This is a genomic window from Clostridium sp. C105KSO13 (assembly GCF_001517425.1).
GTDB lineage: Bacteria > Bacillota > Clostridia > Lachnospirales > Lachnospiraceae > Muricomes.
In genome coordinates, this window is the sequence record NZ_FBWL01000130.1 from 1 (window position 1) to 15,219 (window position 15,219).

Here is a 15,219-nt window from a genome sequence, read left to right on the forward strand (position 1 = left end):
CTTCCAGTGATGGGTGCATCTTAAAAGATGCTGTTCTTAAAAATTTTCTCATTTAGAAATTTTCAAGGGTTTGTTGTCTATTGTTTAATTATCAAGGTTCTTTGGTGTTTCTGTCACTGTTCTTTTTTGTCAGCAGCAACTTTTATAGGATATCATGTCTGTCATATTTTGTCAAGAACTTTTTTAACTTTCTTTCGTTCCTGTGAGGTCCGTTTCTTGCCTTCCCTCTCAAGTGACAGCTTCAATATACTACCACATCGCTGTACTGTTTGTCAACATTTTTTTCAGGTTTCTGTCAAGTCTTTCCCAGACTGTCTTCGTTCCCTGTCAGCGACGAGATTTATCTTACCACCGGGGCTTTGAATTGTCAATGATTTTCTTATTTTTTATTTTATTTGTACAATAATAACAATTTCAGGATGTTATGCCCAGTGTTTTTTTATTTGACAGCGGTAAATTACCTCTACCAATTCCCCTTAATATTTGAGTAATTATATAAGGTTTATCGCATCATTGATTGTTTTTACTCCTACAATCTTAATTCCTTTTATTTGCTTCACCATATCTCTGGACACCATGGGAATAACACAAGTTTCAAACCCCAGTTTCTTTGCTTCCGTAACCCGTTGTTCTGGCATGTTTACTGCCCGGACTTCACCGCTTAAGCCTACTTCACCAAAGACAATCATCTTTTCATCTATAGGACGGTTTTTGTAACTGGACACCAGTGCCATTACAATCCCCATATCGATGGCCGGTTCATTCATTTTAATACCACCTGCAATATTAACGTAGGCATCATATTCGGATAGAGGCAGACCAATCCGTTTTTCGAGCACGGCCATTAAAAGATTTACTCTGTTATAATCAGTTCCGGCGGCAGTGCGTCTGGGCAATCCAAAATTGCTCCGGCAGACAAGCGCCTGAATCTCTATAAGAATCGGCCGTGTTCCTTCCATAGAACATGCCACTACAGACCCGGAAGCATTTTCCGGTTTCCCGCTTAACATATATTCGGATGGATTTTCCACTTCTATCAGACCACTTTGACGCATTTCAAATACTCCGATTTCATTTGTAGAGCCAAACCTGTTCTTCACTCCCCGCAAAATCCGATAGGAAGCGTGTCTGTCCCCTTCAAAATACAGTACCGTATCTACCATATGCTCTAAAACCCTGGGACCTGCCACTGTACCTTCCTTCGTAACATGCCCTACAATAAAAATAGAAATACCAAGTCCTTTGGCGAGCTGCATAAATATGTTGGTAGATTCTCTGACCTGCGAAACACTCCCCGGGGCAGACGATACTTCTTCACTATACATCGTCTGAATAGAATCAATAATCACCATCTCAGGGTGTTGATTTTCGATTACGGTGCGTATGGTTTCGAGATTTGTCTCACACAAAAGTTTCAGGTTTTCTGCAAACTCACCCATCCTGTTTGCTCTCAGTTTAATCTGGGCTAACGATTCTTCACCTGATATGTACAATATATTTTTATTGACTGAAAGACTTTTGCATACCTGGAGTAAAAGAGTGGATTTTCCGATTCCCGGATCTCCTCCGACCAAAACCAGGGAGCCTGGGACAATCCCGCCTCCCAACACCCGATCCAGCTCCTTGATACCGGTCTGAATTCTTGTGTGATCATCTGCACTGACCTGAGAAAGGGAAACGATTTCTGCACTTCTCGCTGTTCTGGATCCGCCCCCTGCTGTAGTAACGCTCTTCGCAGTACTTACCTTCTCCTCCACAAATGTATTCCACTCTTTGCAAGCCGGACACTGGCCCAGCCATTTTGATTCTTCATGCCCGCAATTCTGACAGAAGAATACGCTTTTCTTTCCCTTAGCCATTATTGTTCCTTCCTATATGAAAAGAAACAGGACTGCTGCTCTCCTGTCTCTTTTTCTTTTCTTCTATTATTTATTATAACTCTTTTCGATATACCGGAAAAAAGGGATTAGCGCTTCACCACTTTGACGCCTACACAGCTGCCACCGCTTTCTTCCGTACTGACGCTTAACTTCCCGCTTAGATTCGTAGTCATCTTACCGGCAGATGCGTTATTGATGAATACCTCATACTCGGTGTCCGGTTCCAGTTCCAATGTAAACTGTACATCTTTCGCCGATGATACGCAAAATGTCACTTCGGAATCTGTTTCCTTAAAATTGCTGACTGTACTGCCCGGCACCGATTCGTACACAAACATACCATTGCGTTCTAGCTTAGTTATTTCCTTAAAAGTCTTGACTTTATAAATATCGCCGTCAAATTCGAAATTATCCTGTTTTGATTTAGCTGCAAGGGTATAGTCTCCAAAACTAAGTGTTCCGTCATCTTCTGCACGTAACAGTTCTTTTGCTGCTCCCATTTTATTATCCTCCTGAGTATTTCAGATTCTTTGTTATCCTTCTTGTATTATATAATACTTTCTTTTTATTTTCTACTTATTTGCAGACTTTGTGTAAAATTTAATTTCTTTTTTTGAGACCCCGGCTTCTACCTTGTCCCCATCCTTCACCTCTCCATTTAAAATTGCCTCTGCCAGCTTATCCTCCAGCTCTGTCTGCATGGCTCTACGCAAAGGACGGGCCCCGAATTTTGCATCGGTCCCCTTCTCTACAATGTGTTTCTTGGCCGAATCCCGGATTGTAAGAGTGATATTCATCTGACTCTTCACCCGCTTCGTAAACTCTCTGCACAGCAGTGTTACAATCTGCTTCATATGGCTTCCGTTCAATGCATGGAAGACAATAATCTCATCAATACGATTCAAAAATTCTGGACGGAATATCATCTTCACTTCATCCATCACATTTTGTTTCATCCGTTTATAATCATCCTCGGGATTCTCTTTTGTGGAAAATCCAAGCCTTTTCGGTTCCACAATTGCTTTGGCGCCTGCATTGGAGGTCATAATAATTACAGTATTGCAGAAGTCCACTTTGCGCCCCTGAGAATCCGTAATATGGCCGTCATCCAGCACCTGTAGGAGAATATTGAACACATCGGGATGGGCCTTCTCTACCTCATCAAACAATATGACAGAATAAGGATGAGTTCTTACCTGATCACTTAACTGTCCGCCTTCCTCATGTCCCACATATCCCGGAGGGGAGCCTATCATCTTGGACACTGAATGTTTCTCCATATATTCGGACATATCCACACGTATCATGGATTGTTCATCTCCAAATAAGGCTTCCGCAAGTGCTTTGGAAAGTTCCGTCTTCCCGACCCCTGTAGGTCCGAGGAAAAGGAAGGAGCCGATGGGGCGTTTTGGATCTTTTAAGCCTACTCTGCCTCTCTTGACAGCTCTTGCAACTGCACTGACTGCTTCTTCCTGCCCCACCACTCTTCTGTGGAGTGTCTTCTCCAGCTTTTTGAGTCTGTCAGTATCGCTTTCTGCCAGCTTCTGTACGGGGATTTTAGTCCAGGCAGAAACCACATCGGCAATATCACTTTCCACAAGCTGCGGCTGGTTTGCAGACGTTTTTTTCTGGAAACGTTTTCTCATGTTCTTTAGCTTGTTTTCAATTTCCAGCTGCTTTTGATGGAGATTAGAGGCACCTTCAAAATCACCTGCCATGATTCTTTCTTCCTTCTGTGCTGCCAGTTCTTTGGCGGATTGCTCATAATTTTTCAGATTATCCGGGACCTTGTACCCTCTCATACTCACTTTTGAGCATGCCTCGTCCAGCACATCAATCGCCTTGTCCGGCAGATTTCTGTCTGTAATATAACGCTCTGACAGCTGCACAGCCGCTTCAAGTGCATCGTCTCCTATGGTAACTTTATGGTGGGCCTCATATTTTTCTTTCAGGCCTTTCAAAATTTCCAAACACTGTTCCTTAGTGGGTTCTTCTACAGTTATAGGCTGAAAACGTCTCTCCAGTGCAGCGTCTTTTTCAATATGTTTGCGGTATTCAGCAATCGTGGTGGCCCCAATGAGCTGCAATTCGCCCCGTGCAAGAGAAGGCTTTAGAATGCTGGATGCGTCAATAGCACCTTCTGCGCCCCCCGCTCCTATTATAGTATGCAGTTCATCCAGGAACAGAATAATATTCCCGCTGGCTTTTACCTCCGCAATCAGTCCTTTCATACGTTCTTCAAATTCTCCCCGGTATTTAGACCCTGCAATCAACCTCGGAAGATCTAGCGTGTAAATTCTTTTTCCTTTCATACCATCAGGCACAACACCCATGGCTATCCTGGATGCCAGGCCCTCAATAATAGCTGTCTTTCCGACTCCCGGTTCCCCCACCAGACAGGGGTTGTTCTTAGTGCGCCGGCTCAGCACCTGCATCAGCCGGTAAACTTCTTCCTCCCGCCCCACAACCGGGTCCAGGCGGCCCTGCTCTGCCTCGGCAGTCAGATCGGTGCAGAACTGTTCCACTGCCGCACCTTTGCCCTTGGATTCTTCCTGAATACCCTCCTGATATTCCTTAGGGTCTATGCCTACTGCGTTAAAAATATCCAGCATAATCTTCTGCAGATTGACATTCAATGTAATCAAAATTCTGGCTGCAACACAATCTACATCGTGAATGATGGCCATAAGGAGATGTTCTGTACCCACTCTCCTTGTATGCAGATGCTGTGCCTCTTTCCAGCTGCTCTCCAAAATGTATTCCAGTCTCGGACTTTCCTTGGGACGATCCACCCGCAGCGAATCATCAGCGGGGGAAATCAATTCGTCCATTAGACGAAGGATTTTTTCTTCATCTACATCGTTTGTAGCCAATATCTGACCGGCAACACCTGTATACTCTTTTCTAAGTCCAAGCAAAAGGTGTTCCGTCCCAATGTAGGGATGCTTTAACCTTTTTGCCATGGTGCCTGCATATTTAATGACCTGCTCAGCCTGCTTTGTATACTGTTTCTGCATATTGTCCTCCTGTCACATAACCCTTTATTTTTGCAGTTTATCAACTATTCATATCCTCAAATATTTCATCTACCAGATTATGCACTTCTTCTCTGGAAATATTCTTACATCTGCCTTCTGCAAGCAGAATTACCAGCTGCTGTTTCATTGTCCCCAGAGCCTTTATCCTGTCAATATCCAGGGCGATCACAGCCCCGTGTCTTCTGTCCAGCTGAATAAACCCCTCCTGCTTTAGTACACTGTATGCTTTATTCACTGTGTGCATATTGATGCCCACTGTGTCAGCCAGCTGACGCACGGACGGGAGTGAATCCCCCTCCTGGATGTCAGAAGTTGCAATCCCCATAATAATCTGGTTGCGCAGCTGGATATAGATAGCCTCATCACTGTTAAAATCAATTTCAATCACCATATCATCACCTGCCCTTGTTATATCTATGGTAGCACAGATATCCAGGTTTTTGCAAGTCCAGATTTATACATTTACTGCTAAGAAACTTACAGAAGATAATTTTACAGTATTAGGAGACAGTATCGAATGGCAAGGGAAAAAAAGTTGAGGCATTAAAAATGCCCCAACTTTTTTATAAGGTCCGAAGTTTTTCTGAAAATTCACTACTCAATGTAATCTTCGCTACATAGAAAACTTCTCCTGTCATGTATACATTCCAGTCTTCATCTATTTCCACCTGCAAGTCTCCGCCAGGCATATGAACAATAATCTTGTTTCCTGTCATTCCCAGCTTATAGGCAACTGCTGCTGCCGCACAGGCCCCTGTTCCTGTAGCCATAGTGTAACCGGCGCCTCTTTCAAAGGTTTCAATCTCAACATGACTCTCATCTACTACTTTCATAATTTCTGTATTTATCCGGTCCGGGAAATACCTTGCAACTTCTGAATAATTTCCGATCTTACAGACCAGAGGCTTTGAGATTTCACGCATCGGTATAACACAATGAGGATTTCCCACAGATACACAGGTAACAGGATAGAGTGTCCTGCCAAATACCATGTCTTCATTGATTACTTCGCGGCGTTCTCCGACCACCGGAACTTCATCACTCCAGAATGATATTTTTCCCATAGACACACGTAACCTGCTGCCATCCTCATTCAAATAGGTGATTTCTACCAGGCCGCCGTCTGTAACCAATTTATAATTCTTCTTCTGCACATAGCCTGCATCTTTCAGATATTTTGCAAAGATGCGTACACCGTTTCCGCTTTTTTCAGCTATACTTCCGTCCGGATTCCAAATACGCAGGGACATTTTGTTTTCCCCTATGAATGGGCCTTCTAAGATTCCATCGGAGCCAAGCCCCATATTTCTGTTACAGAGCATTGCCGCATTTTCTTTGTTCAGTTGTAACTCATTTTTGTTGGGATCATAAACTAAATAATCATTTCCAAGTCCGTGATAACGTTCCATTGTAATTTTCATTAACAACGCACCTCCTGTTTTTATCATTGTATCAGGCATTTTTCTTATATAATACGGACTGAATGCTTTTAACATTGCAAATAATGCTACATTATAGTATAGTTTAGCCAGGGTTAGTATCCAATCAGAAAGGAGCTTTTATGCTGGAATATAATAAGCGGGGTTACCTAAACAGTGATTTTCGTATTTTTCACCTGGAGGATAATCTCTCCAAAGAATTCGAATTTCATTATCACGACTTCCTTAAGATTACAATCTTTATCAAAGGCAAGGTAAAGTATTATATAGAAGGAAAAACTTATGATCTGGAGCCTTACAACATTGTACTGGTAAACCGCAATGACATCCACCGGATTACAGTTGACAACTCCCTGCCTTATGAGAGAATCATCGTATACATTTCCCCCGGCTTTATAGAGGACTACCGGACTGCAGAGTATGACCTGGGCTATTGCTTTGAAAAAGCAAAAAAAGAGCACTCCAACGTGCTTCGGATTCCTTCTCTTGAAAAAAGTTCCCTTTTCAAGATTACGAACCGATTGGAACACTCCTTTGAAGATAATGAATATGCCAGCAGTCTGTACCGTCAGCTTCTTTTCCTGGAGTTTATGATACATTTAAACCGTGCTGCCATAAAAAACAGGGTAGAATTTCTGGATACTGAGTTATACAACACAAAGATTGTAAACATCATGCAGTATATCAACAGTCATCTTACAGAGAATCTTGCTATTGATACACTGGCCCAGGAATTTTATATCAGCAAGTATTATATGATGCGGCTGTTTAAAGCAGAGACCGGATACACCATCGGAAATTATATTACGTACCGCCGGCTGCTGCTCGCCAGGGAGCTGATTTGTGACGGACAGCCCATCACCCAGGCCTGCTTTTCCAGCGGATTTAGCGATTATTCTACTTTCTTCAGGGCGTATAAATCTGAATTTTCCGAGTCGCCACGCAATTTGTTAAACACATAGATGTGTTTTAGGCACAGTTCAGCCAGGCTTGATTTTGCTGCGCTGCATCTTACTTGGGCACAGTGCCAAACAATATGTCCATCCGTGTTCCGCGGCTTTCTTCGCTGTCTACCGTGACCTTTGCTCCGTGCAGCAACGCACCGTGTTTTACGATAGAAAGCCCTAAGCCCGTTCCTCCGGTTTCTTTTGAGTGACTCTTGTCCACCCGGTAAAAGCGCTCAAATATTCGGCTTTGCTGTTCCTTTGGAATTCCGATTCCATTATCTTCCACACTGATTTTCGGCCCTTGAAGAGTATTTCCGGCCCACACAGACACATTTCCTTCAGCCACATTATATTTGATTGCATTTTCACATATATTATAAATCATTTCATCCAGCACCTGACGGATACCCCGGTATTTTACCGGCTCTCCGGTCAAGGTTACATGAACCTTTTTCACATTTGCCTGAGGTGCGAGTCGGCTCACAACTTCCCGGCACAAAGCAAACAAATCTACTTCCTCCTTCTCAAAATCTACAGATTCCTCATCTAACTTCGAGAGTTTGATAATATCCTCCACCAGTGTAATAAGTCGCCTTGTCTCTCTATATATACGCTGAGAAAAAACAGGGATATCTTCCGGTTTCACCAGGGAGTTCATCATAATTTCCGCATAGCCTGAAATGGAAGTCAGAGGCGTCTTTAATTCATGAGACACGTTGGCTGAAAATTCTTTACGCATATTGGCAATGGCATCCTTTTCCATATTCTGCCGGTTTATAGCCTGCAGAAGAGGGGACAATTCCTCGTAAATATCATTGTTAAGAGGATGCTCTATATTCAGTTCGTTGATAGGTCTTATTAATCTGGCTGTCTGCCATTTTGACATCAGCCAGGCAAGAAGCAGTATGGAAACTGCCAATATACCCATGGCCGGCAGCACCCTCAAGCCTGTTTTCATTAGACCATCCATTGTCTTTGCAACACGAAGCACCGTTTTGTCATCCAGACGCAGAGCATAATAGTACATTCTGTGACCAAGCGTACCGGACATACGAATATCTGTACCGGTGCCTTTCACCAAGGCCTCTTGTACCTCAGGTCTGGATTTGTGGTTCTCCAGTTCTGCCGTATTACTTTGGGAATCATAAAGAACAGTTCCGTTTACGGAGACCCAGGTTACACGGGTTCCTTCATCCACATCCGCCATCTGCTGCAGATAGCTGCCGCCCGAAATACCGACTGCCCTCCCGATATATTCTGCCTCCTGTTCAACTTCTGTTTCCAATATGGACAGCGTCTGCTTATATACGACCATGGTAAGGATTACATAGGAAATCAGAAGTGTAACCGAGAGCACAAATACCATACTCTTTTGGATTTTACCTCTCATGCTGTCCTCCTATACGATATCCTATACCCCGCACAGTTTCGATTATACCTCCATTATCCCCCAGTTTTTGCCTGAGAGTCCTGATATGAACATCCACAGTTCTCGTCTCGCCGCCGAACTCATAGCCCCATATATTCTCCAGCAGCTGATCCCTTGTAAGTACAATATCACGGTTTTGCATAAGACACTTAAGCAGTTCGAATTCTTTCAGCGTCAGGGCCACCGGCTTTCCATCGATAGTCACTTCATGCTTCTTTAGATTCATATAAACTTCTGCTGCACACATAACATCCTTTTCTGCATTCCTTTCGGTACGGCGCAGAACCGCTTTTATGCGGGAGACAAGTTCCATCATTCCAAAGGGCTTCGCGAGGTAATCGTCGGCACCCGAATCCAGTCCAATCACCTTGTCATATTCTGAACCTTTTGCCGTAACCATAATAACCGGTATGTCCTTTGTTCTCGATGATTTTTTCAGTTTACTAAGCAAGGTAAGTCCGTCCTCCCCAGGAAGCATGATATCAAGCAAAATAAGTTGCGGCCTGACAGATTCCAAAGCTTTCATAAAAGAGATGCTCTCCGAAAACCCCCGCGCCTTAAGCCCTGTGCTTTCCAATGTATATACGACCAGTTCCCGAATATTATCGTCATCTTCTATGCAATATATCATTTTTTGCGCCCTCCCAGCTATCAGCCTACATCTTGGCTCCGTCTTTGTGAACACCGGTTATGGAGAATTCTACCCATTCGGCAATATTGGTTGCATGATCTCCGATACGCTCCAGATATTTTGTTACCATAATCTGATCAAAAATACGGTTTCCGTGCTCGCCTTTTTCTGCCCGGATAAATTCCACAAGTTCATCCCGGATTGTATCGAACAGGTTATCTACATAATCATCTGCTTCTATCACATGCTTCGCCAGCTCCAGATCCTTTTTAACATAGGCACACACACTGTCCCGCACCATTTGGCTGACTGCATCGGCCATCGTCCCAATCTGTGTGATATCCGCTGCCGTAGATTGTTTTGAAGAAATAATAATCTCAGCAATATCAGCTGTCTGATCTCCGATACGCTCCATATCTGTAATCATCTTAAGTGCCGCAGAGATTCTCCGCAGATCTTTGGCCACAGGCTGCTGCTGCAAAAGAAGCTTCAGACATAACCTTTCTACATCCTTTTCCATCTGGTCAATCTCCTCGTCTGCCTCAATAATTGCCCGTGCCTGTTTTTGGCTACCCTCTTCAAGAGCACGGGTGGCCTTAGCTATAGCGACCTCACACAGTTCTCCCATGTGGGTGAGCATTTCTTCCAATAATTCCAGCTGTTCGTCAAACCGATTTCTCATCTTAACCAAACCTCCCTGTAATATAATCCTCTGTTCTCTTATCCGAGGGTATAGAGAATAGTTTCTCTGTCTGATTATACTCTACTACTTCACCCAGAAGAAAAAACGCCGTGTTGTCAGATATACGCACCGCCTGCTGCATGTTATGTGTTACCATGACAATAGTATAATCATTTTTTAATTCCATCGCAAGGTCCTCTATCTTGGATGTAGAGATAGGATCCAGTGCAGAGGTCGGTTCGTCCATCAAAAGAACCTCCGGCTCTACTGCCAGAGCTCTCGCAATACACAGACGCTGCTGCTGTCCCCCAGACATTCCCAGTGCACTCTTTTTCAGTCTGTCTTTGCATTCATCCCATATAGCTGCGCTTCTCAGAGATTTTTCCACAATATCATCCAGTCTTGATTTGGTGCGGATCCCATGTGTCCTGGGTCCGAATGCAATATTATCATAGATGCTCATAGAAAAGGGATTTGGTTTCTGAAACACCATTCCCACTCGCTTACGAAGGAGATTTACGTCCATACCTCTAAATACGTTCTCATTATCCAGCAGGATTTCGCCTTCGATCCGGCAGCCTTCTACCAGATCATTCATTCTGTTGATAGATTTTAGCAGCGTAGACTTTCCACACCCGCTGGGGCCTATAAAGGCCGTAATTTTATTCGCTTTTATATCCAGATTGACATTTTTCAGGGCTTGAAAATCATCATAAAACAAATCTAGATTTTTGATTTCTATTTTTTCCATCTTTTGTTTCCTCTCTATACTTTCGTTATTCTCTTTGCTATTACACCGGACAGTGCGTTGATTCCGACAACCAGAATAAGCAAAATAACTGATGTAGCATATGCCTGGTCCATATACAGACCCTCACTTGCCAGATTATACATATGCACGGCCAGGGTTCTTCCAGAGCCCATAATATTAGGAGGGACCTTTGCTACGGTTCCTGCCGTATACATCAGCGCAGCTGTTTCTCCTGTGATTCTTCCGACTGCCAGAATCACGCCTGCAAGGATTCCGGGTACCGCAGAAGGAAGCACAATGTAAAATACGGTTCTCAGCTTTCCCGCTCCCAGCCCAAAACTTCCCTCGCGATAGGAATCGGGAACAGACTTAAGTGCCTCCTCGGTGGTGCGCATAACTAGTGGCAATATCATAATAGCCAGGGTGAAGGCTCCTGCCAGCAGGGAAAATCCCCAACCCAAAGTATTGACAAAAAACAACATACCAAAGAGGCCGTATACAATAGATGGAATTCCTGAAAGCGTCTCTGTTGTCAGGCGTATGATACCCATAAACTTGTTCCCCCGTTTAGCATATTCCACAAGAAAAATAGCCGAAAAAATTCCAAGGGGAACTGCAATCACTAAAGAGAGCAACGTCACCGTTACTGTATTAATAAGCGCCGGAACCAAAGAGGCATTCTCCGATGTATACTTCAATGAAAATAAAGAAGGTTTAATGTAAGGAAGCCCATGCGCCAGTATATAAACAACCAGAAAACATACTATTGCAAATGTAAGAAGCGTCCCCAGCATAACCAGCAGCATCATGATAAAAGAGCCGGGATGGTTCAGGTATATTTTCATTTTTTGCTTGAGTGTAGATTTATTGTTCACGCTCACTCCTCCTTTTTGTCAGGGCTACACTGAAGTTAATAAGCAAGATAAACACAAACAAAACCACTCCGGTAGCAATCAATGCCCCTCTGTGTAAATCTGCCGCATAGCCCATTTCAATTACAATATTGGCAGTCAGCGTCCTGGCTCCTTTCATAATTCCTGCAGGCATTCTGGCCTGATTGCCCGCCACCATGATAACCGCCATTGTTTCTCCGATGGCACGCCCTATGCCAAGTACAATGCCTGCAACTACACCGGATTTTGCTGCGGGTATTATAACCTTAAAAATGCTTCTCTCATGAGTCGCACCCAGAGCAAGTGCTCCCTCATAGTACTGGGCGGGGACAGCCCGGATGGCAGACTCTGTTACGCCGACGATGGTAGGCAGAATCATCATTCCAAGAAGCAGAGAAGCTGTCAGAATACTGTTTCCGTTCCCGCTGCTTCTTACCAGTCCCATCGTCTTCAAGATTCTTCCCATCTCTCTGACTCGGGGGACAAGTACCACCAGTCCGAAGAATCCATACACAACAGAAGGAATCCCAGCAAGAAGCTCTATTGCAGCCTTCAGGGGCTTATATATTTTTTTTGGGCAGTACATTGCCATAAATACGGATGTCAGTATTCCTACAGGAACACCTACAATAATTGCCCCTGCAGTTACATAGAAACTCCCCACAATCATAGGAAGAATTCCATAAATATCATTGCCCGGTTTCCATTTTTCTCCGGTAATAAACTTTATAAATCCAATTTCTTTCATTGCAGGGATACCGTTAGCAAATAAAAAAAAACAGATGAGAGCTACCGCCAGCACCGAAGTACAGGCGGCAGTCAAGAACACTCCCTGCATGAATTTTTCTTTCCATGTTTTTGATTTCATTTATTCCACTACCTCATCCCAAGCAAGCGAATCACCGGTATAAATGGATTTGACCTGATCACTGCTCAGTTCATCTATAGTGCTATTCTTATTGACAATAACAGCAATCCCATCTGTGGCAATAACAGTTGGTTTTAATCCTTCAGACAGCTCTGTATCTTTTAGTTCCCTGGATGCCATTCCTATATCGTAGCTGCCATCGATTGTAGAAGTCATTCCAGTTGTAGAATCTGTTGTCTGAAGCTCAATCTTGGCATTGGCATTCACGGCTTTATATGCTTCGATCAGTTTCTCCATTACAGGTGATACGGAAGAAGAACCACCTACTACAGCTTTTCCTGAAGGTGATGTACCCTGAAAGGGTTTCACATCCTCCAGTGCGATGTACTTGTTATCTGTAATAACAGCCTGCCCTTCTTCACTCAGAATAAAATTGACGAAGTCTTTCGCCACTTCATTATTCGAATCTTCCTTTGTTGCAATATTAAATGGTCTGGAAACTTTATATGTGCCTGATTTGACATTCTCCGCCGTGGCCTCTGCCCCATCAATCTTCACAGCATTTACAGTATCTCCCAGTGAACCCAAGGAAACATATCCGATTGCATACTCATCCTGAGCCACTGTTGTCATCATGACAGAAGTACTGTTTGTAATCTGTGCCTCCTCTGTTGTCATATCTGCCTTTTCCCCGTCCTGTTCCTCTTCAATTCCGAACAGTTCAATAAATGCTCCTCTTGTACCGGAGCCTTCCTCCCGGGAAACTATTGTAATGTCGTTGGAGCTGTCCCATTCTGCCTGTGTATCTCCGGATGCATCAGACATATCTGATGCATCCGAGCCGCCGCACCCGGTAATACCGACTGCCAGCATACCTGCTGCTGATAATATCGCAATAAACTTTTTCATTCTCATTTTCATTCTCCTTTACATGTGCGTATTTGTCCGTGGATGTGTGTCCACCACTTTTTTTGTTTTTGCTCTATACAGCTAAAATCATATAAAAGAAATGTAAAATGTAAAAGCTATGGAATGTTATATCTATGTAAAAAGCAGCATAGTCTGAATATGTTGTTTCAGAAGATGCTGCTTACAGTACTGATTCTTAAACTGAATCTATTGTTTTACTTTTTCATCCGTGGTTCAAAAATGAAGGAAGCAAGATACCCGAAAATAAGGGCCGCCGAAATTCCTACGGCACTTGCCTTGAAACCTCCCATAAAAACTCCCAGAAACCCGTTCTTATCAACAGCCTCCTTTACGCCTTTCCACAGTATATTTCCAAACCCCAACAGGGGAACGCTGGCCCCCGACCCTGCAAACTTTACAAAGGGCTCATATATCTTACAAAATCCCAATACCGCACCGATGCAGACAAGAAGTACCATAATTCTGCCGGGCATCAATTTTGTGCGGTCCATAAAAATCTGTACAATAGCACAGATAATTCCCCCTATTAAAAACGCTTTCAAATAATCCATAAAAACCTCCTATCACAAGGATGTCATTTAACAGTGTTCTAAAACGATTGCATGTGCAATCCCCGGTACACTGGCTCCTTCATTGAAACTTACCGTTGACATAAGTGCCCCGGTGGGAACGAAAAGCACACGCTTCCATTCTCCTTTTTTTAACTTGGGCAGAACATATGCAGCCAGAGTGACTGCCGCACAGCCGCAGCCGCTTCCACCGGCGTGAGTATCCTGTGCCTTTTGATCAAATATTGTCATACCACAATCCAGATGCATGGTTCTGATGTCACTTCCTTTTTTCTTTATCAGATCAAACAAAATGTCCTGTCCAACATACCCCAGGTCCCCGGTTACAATTCTGTCATAGTCCTCCGCTTTTCGTCCAAAGTCTTTAAAGTTTTGTGTGATGGTATCTGCAGCCGCAGGAGCCATGCATGCTCCCATATTCTGAGAATCTTTTAGCCCATAGTCCACAATTTTCCCGATGGTTACTCCACTGATCCTAATATGACTTTTTTCTGTGCCTACCAGAAATGCTCCGCTGCCCGTAACAGTCCAGTGGGCAGATAAAGGTCTCTGGCTTGCATAACCCAGAGGAAAGCGAAACTCTTTTTCCGCACTCCCGAAATGGCTGGATGTCACTGCCAGCATGTAATCCCCATAGCCTGCCGCTACGCTCATGGCACCTAAAGCCAGTGCCTCACCGGATGTAGAACAGGCTCCAAACAAACCGAACATAGGAATCTGCAGTGCCTCAATTCCCATGGAAGTAGCTATACCCTGGCGGAGCAAATCACCTCCGAAAAGATATCGTACCTTCTCCGGGGGAATATGTGCTTTGCCAAGTGCCAGTATACATGCTTCTTTCTGCATATTGCTCTCCGCTTCCTCCCAGGTTTTTGCCCCAAAGAGGTCATCCTGGCTGGCCATATCAAACAATTTTGCAAGCGGGCCCTCAGACTCCTTACTGCCGACTACGGAACCACTGCTGATAAGATAGGGAGACTCACCGAAGCTGATGCTTTGGCTGCCTATTACCTGATTAATCATCATTTACCCTCTTTCCATACTAATCTCCATTCCGCGCGCCTTCGGGCGCGGCACAAATAGTCATGAAAGTTTTTCAATTTCCACTCTGTGATGTAAAATAGCTAGTAAGAAGCTATACTACAAAGCACGGGGAGGGGAG

15 protein-coding genes are annotated in these 15,219 nt (G+C 43.9%); 1 reads left to right on the forward strand and 14 read right to left on the reverse strand.

Annotation, left to right across the window (positions count from 1 at the left end; genetic code table 11):
• Positions 1 to 491: 491 nt before the first annotated feature.
• The 5 genes from radA to dapF all read right to left on the reverse strand — a co-directional run bounded on the left by radA (position 492) and on the right by dapF (position 6,339).
• Entirely contained in the window at positions 492 to 1,859 is a 1,368-nt protein-coding gene (gene radA, locus BN3456_RS01475) for a DNA repair protein RadA (protein WP_089982275.1), read from the reverse strand.
• Positions 1,860 to 1,966: 107 nt separating this feature from the next.
• Positions 1,967 to 2,380 (reverse strand): endosialidase, encoded by a 414-nt coding sequence (locus BN3456_RS01480; RefSeq protein ID WP_089982277.1) that lies wholly within the window; start codon positions 2,378 to 2,380, stop codon positions 1,967 to 1,969.
• A 72-nt stretch (positions 2,381 to 2,452) separates the two neighbouring features.
• Positions 2,453 to 4,897 carry an ATP-dependent Clp protease ATP-binding subunit gene (locus BN3456_RS01485; RefSeq protein ID WP_089982279.1) on the reverse strand — a complete coding sequence of 815 codons (2,445 nt, stop codon included), beginning with the start codon at positions 4,895 to 4,897 and terminating at the stop codon, positions 2,453 to 2,455.
• Positions 4,898 to 4,937: 40 nt separating this feature from the next.
• Entirely contained in the window at positions 4,938 to 5,309 is a 372-nt protein-coding gene (locus tag BN3456_RS01490) for a GntR family transcriptional regulator (protein ID WP_089982281.1), read from the reverse strand.
• Between the two features lie 172 nt (positions 5,310 to 5,481).
• A complete protein-coding gene (gene dapF / locus BN3456_RS01495; protein ID WP_089982282.1) occupies positions 5,482 to 6,339 on the reverse strand; it encodes a diaminopimelate epimerase in 858 nt (285 codons plus the stop codon).
• A gap of 140 nt (positions 6,340 to 6,479) precedes the next feature.
• Here dapF and BN3456_RS01500 point away from each other — a divergent pair, with 140 nt between their 5' ends.
• The gene (locus tag BN3456_RS01500; protein WP_089982284.1) at positions 6,480 to 7,319 is read left to right on the forward strand and encodes a helix-turn-helix domain-containing protein; all 840 of its coding nucleotides are present in this window, start codon (positions 6,480 to 6,482) and stop codon (positions 7,317 to 7,319) included.
• A 49-nt stretch (positions 7,320 to 7,368) separates the two neighbouring features.
• Here BN3456_RS01500 and BN3456_RS01505 read toward each other — a convergent pair whose 3' ends face one another.
• From BN3456_RS01505 to BN3456_RS01545, 9 genes are all read right to left on the reverse strand, one after another.
• Positions 7,369 to 8,694, reverse strand: coding sequence for a sensor histidine kinase (locus tag BN3456_RS01505; protein ID WP_089982286.1), 1,326 nt, complete (start codon positions 8,692 to 8,694; stop codon positions 7,369 to 7,371).
• Entirely contained in the window at positions 8,684 to 9,364 is a 681-nt protein-coding gene (locus BN3456_RS01510) for a response regulator transcription factor (protein ID WP_089982287.1), read from the reverse strand. The genes BN3456_RS01505 and BN3456_RS01510 overlap by 11 nt, the downstream gene beginning before the upstream one ends.
• 25 nt (positions 9,365 to 9,389) lie before the next feature.
• Complete coding sequence (gene phoU / locus BN3456_RS01515; protein WP_089982289.1) at positions 9,390 to 10,046, reverse strand: phosphate signaling complex protein PhoU; 657 nt, start codon at positions 10,044 to 10,046, stop codon at positions 9,390 to 9,392.
• A gap of 1 nt (position 10,047) precedes the next feature.
• On the reverse strand, positions 10,048 to 10,797 hold the full coding sequence (gene pstB / locus BN3456_RS01520; protein WP_089982291.1) for a phosphate ABC transporter ATP-binding protein PstB: 750 nt from the start codon (positions 10,795 to 10,797) through the stop codon (positions 10,048 to 10,050).
• Positions 10,798 to 10,811: 14 nt separating this feature from the next.
• Positions 10,812 to 11,672 (reverse strand): phosphate ABC transporter permease PstA, encoded by an 861-nt coding sequence (gene pstA, locus BN3456_RS01525; RefSeq protein ID WP_089982293.1) that lies wholly within the window; start codon positions 11,670 to 11,672, stop codon positions 10,812 to 10,814.
• Positions 11,662 to 12,558 (reverse strand): phosphate ABC transporter permease subunit PstC, encoded by an 897-nt coding sequence (gene pstC / locus BN3456_RS01530; RefSeq protein WP_089982294.1) that lies wholly within the window; start codon positions 12,556 to 12,558, stop codon positions 11,662 to 11,664. The genes pstA and pstC overlap by 11 nt, the downstream gene beginning before the upstream one ends.
• The gene (locus BN3456_RS01535) at positions 12,559 to 13,473 is read right to left on the reverse strand and encodes a substrate-binding domain-containing protein (RefSeq protein ID WP_089982296.1); all 915 of its coding nucleotides are present in this window, start codon (positions 13,471 to 13,473) and stop codon (positions 12,559 to 12,561) included.
• A 209-nt stretch (positions 13,474 to 13,682) separates the two neighbouring features.
• Positions 13,683 to 14,039 carry a stage V sporulation protein AE gene (gene spoVAE / locus BN3456_RS01540; RefSeq protein ID WP_089982298.1) on the reverse strand — a complete coding sequence of 119 codons (357 nt, stop codon included), beginning with the start codon at positions 14,037 to 14,039 and terminating at the stop codon, positions 13,683 to 13,685.
• A 27-nt stretch (positions 14,040 to 14,066) separates the two neighbouring features.
• Positions 14,067 to 15,083, reverse strand: coding sequence for a stage V sporulation protein AD (locus BN3456_RS01545; RefSeq protein ID WP_347457658.1), 1,017 nt, complete (start codon positions 15,081 to 15,083; stop codon positions 14,067 to 14,069).
• Between the last annotated feature and the right edge of the window lie 136 nt (positions 15,084 to 15,219).

Excerpts from the sequence above, each read along its gene's own strand:
- radA (WP_089982275.1), bottom strand. The coding sequence starts at position 1,859 with ATGGCTAAGGGAAAGAAAAGCGTATTCTTCTGTCAGAATTGCGGGCAT.
- BN3456_RS01480 (WP_089982277.1), bottom strand. The coding sequence starts at position 2,380 with ATGGGAGCAGCAAAAGAACTGTTACGTGCAGAAGATGACGGAACACTT.
- BN3456_RS01485 (WP_089982279.1), bottom strand. The coding sequence starts at position 4,897 with ATGCAGAAACAGTATACAAAGCAGGCTGAGCAGGTCATTAAATATGCA.
- BN3456_RS01490 (WP_089982281.1), bottom strand. The coding sequence starts at position 5,309 with ATGGTGATTGAAATTGATTTTAACAGTGATGAGGCTATCTATATCCAG.
- dapF (WP_089982282.1), bottom strand. The coding sequence starts at position 6,339 with ATGAAAATTACAATGGAACGTTATCACGGACTTGGAAATGATTATTTA.
- BN3456_RS01500 (WP_089982284.1), top strand. The coding sequence starts at position 6,480 with ATGCTGGAATATAATAAGCGGGGTTACCTAAACAGTGATTTTCGTATT.
- BN3456_RS01505 (WP_089982286.1), bottom strand. The coding sequence starts at position 8,694 with ATGAGAGGTAAAATCCAAAAGAGTATGGTATTTGTGCTCTCGGTTACA.
- BN3456_RS01510 (WP_089982287.1), bottom strand. The coding sequence starts at position 9,364 with ATGATATATTGCATAGAAGATGACGATAATATTCGGGAACTGGTCGTA.
- phoU (WP_089982289.1), bottom strand. The coding sequence starts at position 10,046 with ATGAGAAATCGGTTTGACGAACAGCTGGAATTATTGGAAGAAATGCTC.
- pstB (WP_089982291.1), bottom strand. The coding sequence starts at position 10,797 with ATGGAAAAAATAGAAATCAAAAATCTAGATTTGTTTTATGATGATTTT.
- pstC (WP_089982294.1), bottom strand. The coding sequence starts at position 12,558 with ATGAAATCAAAAACATGGAAAGAAAAATTCATGCAGGGAGTGTTCTTG.
- BN3456_RS01535 (WP_089982296.1), bottom strand. The coding sequence starts at position 13,473 with ATGAGAATGAAAAAGTTTATTGCGATATTATCAGCAGCAGGTATGCTG.
- spoVAE (WP_089982298.1), bottom strand. The coding sequence starts at position 14,039 with ATGGATTATTTGAAAGCGTTTTTAATAGGGGGAATTATCTGTGCTATT.
- BN3456_RS01545 (WP_347457658.1), bottom strand. The coding sequence starts at position 15,083 with ATGATGATTAATCAGGTAATAGGCAGCCAAAGCATCAGCTTCGGTGAG.